Consider the following 3,890-nt stretch of genomic DNA (forward strand, 5'->3'; position numbering starts at 1 on the left):
CAGACGCCGTTGCAGGACATTCAGCGTCTGGCCGCATTGAGTGGCGAAGCGCTGTTCGACACTTTGCTGGTGTTCGAGAACTACCCGGTGTCCGAAGCGCTGGAGGCCAATCCGGGCGGGCTGCGTTTTTCCGGTCTGGAGCATCGCGAGCAGACCAACTACGCTCTGACCCTGATTGCCGGCGCCAGCGAAGTGCTCAACCTCGATTTCAACTACCTCACCGAACACTTTGCCGAACGCAGCGTGCTTGCTCTGGCGGCGCATTTGCGTGAAGTGCTCGAGCAATTTATCGCAGCGCCGCAACGGGCACTTGGCGAGATCGGTCTGCTGCCGCTGGCCGAACGGCAGACGCTGGCGCAGTGGAACGACAATCACGCGGCTTATCCGGCCGAGCGCTTGATCTCGCAGAGCTTTGAAGCACGGGTGGCGGCGCATCCGCAGGCACTGGCGTTGAGTCATGCCGGCGTGGCCCTGAGCTACGGCGAACTGAACCGCCGCGCAAACCAGTTGGCCCGGCATCTGGTGACGCTGGGTGTCACCGCCGAAGTACGCGTCGGCGTGGCACTGCCGCGTTCGGCGGAACTGGTGATCGCCCTGATGGCGGTGCTCAAGGCCGGCGGCACCTACGTGCCGCTGGACCCCGACTACCCGGCCGACCGCGTGGCCTACATGCTCGATGACAGTCAGGCGAAAGTCCTGCTGACCCAGCAAGCGCTGCTGGCGCAACTGCCGTCCAGCGAAGCGCAAGTGGTGCTGGTCGAGGCCGGCGGTGAGGCGTTCGCCGCGCAAGCACCGGACAACCTGCCGGCGCGCGCCGAACCGGCCAATCTTGCCTACGTGATCTACACCTCCGGTTCCACCGGCAAACCGAAAGGCGTGGCCATCGCCCATCGCAACGTACAGGCGCTGATTGACTGGTCCGCCGAGGTCTACAGCGAGGACGATCTGCAAGGTGTGCTGGCCTCGACGTCGGTGTGCTTCGACCTGTCGGTGTGGGAGATTTTCGTCACCCTGGCGCGCGGCGGGTCCATGGTCATGGCGCGCAATGCTCTGGAGCTGGCGGACTTGCCCGAGCGTGATCAGGTGCGCCTGATCAACACCGTGCCGTCGGCGATTGCCGCATTGCAACGCATCGGCCAGATTCCGCCGGGCGTGCGCATCATCAATCTGGCCGGCGAGCCGCTCAAGCAGGCGCTGGTCGACACCTTGTACCGCGAGACTTCGGTCGCCCACGTCTACGATCTGTACGGGCCTTCCGAAGACACCACGTATTCGACCTGGACCCGCCGCGAACCCGGCGGCCAGGCCAATATCGGCCGGCCATTACGCAATACCACTGCGTACCTGCTCGACGGGCAATTGCAGGCAGCCCCAATCGGCATCGCTGCGGAGCTGTATCTGGCCGGCGATGGCATCACCCGTGGCTATCTGTTGCGCCCGGGCCTGACTGCCGAACGTTTCGTGCCCAACCCGTTGGCGAGCAACGGCGAGCGTATGTACCGCACCGGCGACCTGACGCGTTTCATGGACGACGGCCGTATCGAATACGTCGGCCGCATCGACCATCAGGTCAAGGTGCGTGGCTTCCGTATTGAACTGGGTGAAATCGAAGCGCGTCTGCTGGCCCAGGCCAGCGTGCGCGAAGGCGTGGTGCTGGCGGTCGACGGCGTTGGCGGCCAGCAACTGCTGGCTTATGTGGTCCCGACCGAGGCCGATCAAAGCCCCGCGCAACTGGACGCGCTGAGCACTGCGCTGCAAACCGCGCTCAAGGCGCATCTGCCGGACTACATGGTGCCGGCGCAGTGGCTGTTCCTCGAACAGTTGCCGCTGACACCCAACGGCAAACTCGATCGCAAGGCCTTGCCGGCACCGAATGCCAGCCAGGCACAACGCGATTACGTCGCGCCATCGACGGCGCTGGAGCAGCAACTGGCCGAGGTCTGGCAGGACATTCTGAAGATCGAGCAGGTCGGCGTGACCGACAATTTCTTCGCCCTCGGCGGTGATTCGATCATCTCGATTCAACTGGTCAGCCGCGCGCGGCAGCAGGGCATTTGCTTCACGCCCAAAGACCTGTTCCAGCAGCAGACGGTGCAGAAACTGGCCGCAGTGGTTTCGCTGGCAGACGCGCACTCCGCCAGCGCCAGCGGCTACCCGTTGGCGCAACTGGATCAGGCGCAGCTCGATGCCTTGCCGGTACCGGCGGAGCTGATCGAAGACGTCTATCCGCTGTCGCCGATGCAGGAAGGCATGCTCTTCCACACCCTGTCGGATAACGGCAGCAGCCTTTACGTGCAACAGGTCAGCCTGCCGATCAAGGGCCTCGACGTTGAGCGTTTCCGCCGGGCCTGGGAATTCATCATTGTGCGTCAGGCGATCCTGCGCACCAGTTTCCATTGGCAGGACGGCCTGGCCAAACCGCTGCAGGTGGTGCATCGCCATGCGCCGCTGCAGATGCAGGTGCTCGATTGGCGTGAGCAGGACTGCAGCGAGGCGGCGATTGCCGAGTTCGCCAGCGCCGATCGCGCGCTGGGCTTCGACTTGGCCGAGGCGCGTTTGCAGCGGGTGACCCTGTTGCAGCTGGGCGATGAGCAGTACCAGATGATCTGGACCAGCCACCACATCCTGATGGACGGCTGGAGCAGTTCGCGGTTGTTCGGCGAGGTCTTGCAGTACTACGCCACGGGCCAGGTGACTGGCGAAAACGGCCGCTATCGCGACTTCATTGCCTGGTTGCAGGCGCAGGATCAGGATGCCCAGGAGCTGTTCTGGAAAGCGCGTCTGGCGGTGGTCAACGAACCGACCGCGCTGAGTCAGGCGATGCACCCGCGCCACAGTGCCGACGTTACCGGTCACGATGCGCTCTATTCGAATTGGGACAAGGCGCAAACCGCGCGCCTGCTGGAGTTCTGCCGCGATTTGCGCATCACCCCCAACACGCTGATCCAGGGCGCGTGGCTGCTGCTGTTGCAACGCTACACTGGCCAGCAAACGGTGACCTTCGGCGCCACCGTGTCGGGGCGCCCGGAAAGTCTGCCGAACGTCGGCAACATGCTCGGCCTGTTCATCAACACCTTGCCGATCATTCAGACCCCACAGGCCGATCAGCGCCTGGCCGACTGGCTGGGCGAAGTGCAGGCCTACAACCTCGACATTCGTGATTACTCCCAGGCGCCGCTGGCCGATGTGCAGCGCTGGTCGAACCTCGGTGGTCAGGCGCTGTTCGACAGCATCGTGGTGTTCGAAAACTTCCCGATCGACGAGCGCTTGCAGGAAGAAACCGATACCGAGCTGACCTTCGGCAAATCCATCGGCCACGGCGTGACCAACGTGCCGATGGACCTTGCGGTGATGCTCGGCGACGAGTTGTCGATCGAGTACCTGTACCTGCGCAGCCACTTCAGCGCCGAGGCGGTGCAAGGCATTCGCCTGACCCTGGAAAACACCCTCGCGGCGATGATGGCCGCGCCGTATGAGCGGCTGGGCAACTTACAGCGTCTGTCCGCCGAGCAATGGCAAGCGGCGCAGACCTGGAGTGCCGAGCCGGCGCACCGCCATGAGTCTCGCCTGTTGCCGGAGTTGATCAGCCGTCATGCGCAACAGCAGCCCGACGCGATCGCGGTGCAATGCGCCGGCGAAAGCCTGAGCTACGCCGAACTGGAGCGGCAGGCCAATCGACTTGCGCAGTGCCTGATCGCCCATGGCGCCGGGCCGGAAGTGGTGATCGGCGTGGCGTTGCCGCGTTCGCTGGAAATGCTGGTGAGCTTCCTCGCCGTGCTCAAGAGCGGTGCGGCGTACGTGCCGCTGGACATCGATTATCCGCCCGAGCGCTTGGCGTACATGATCGAAGATTCGCGCATGGCCCTGCTGCTGACGCAAACCAGCCTGCG

At 64.1% G+C, this 3,890-nt stretch carries 1 protein-coding gene; it reads left to right on the top strand.

The features are described from left to right. A partial coding sequence (locus tag D6877_RS29965; RefSeq protein ID WP_241662919.1) for an amino acid adenylation domain-containing protein occupies positions 1–3,890 on the top strand: 3,890 nt, incomplete at both ends.

The sequence above is a fragment of the Pseudomonas sp. Sample_9 genome, from assembly GCF_004307535.1.
Taxonomy (GTDB): domain Bacteria; phylum Pseudomonadota; class Gammaproteobacteria; order Pseudomonadales; family Pseudomonadaceae; genus Aquipseudomonas; species Aquipseudomonas mercuritolerans.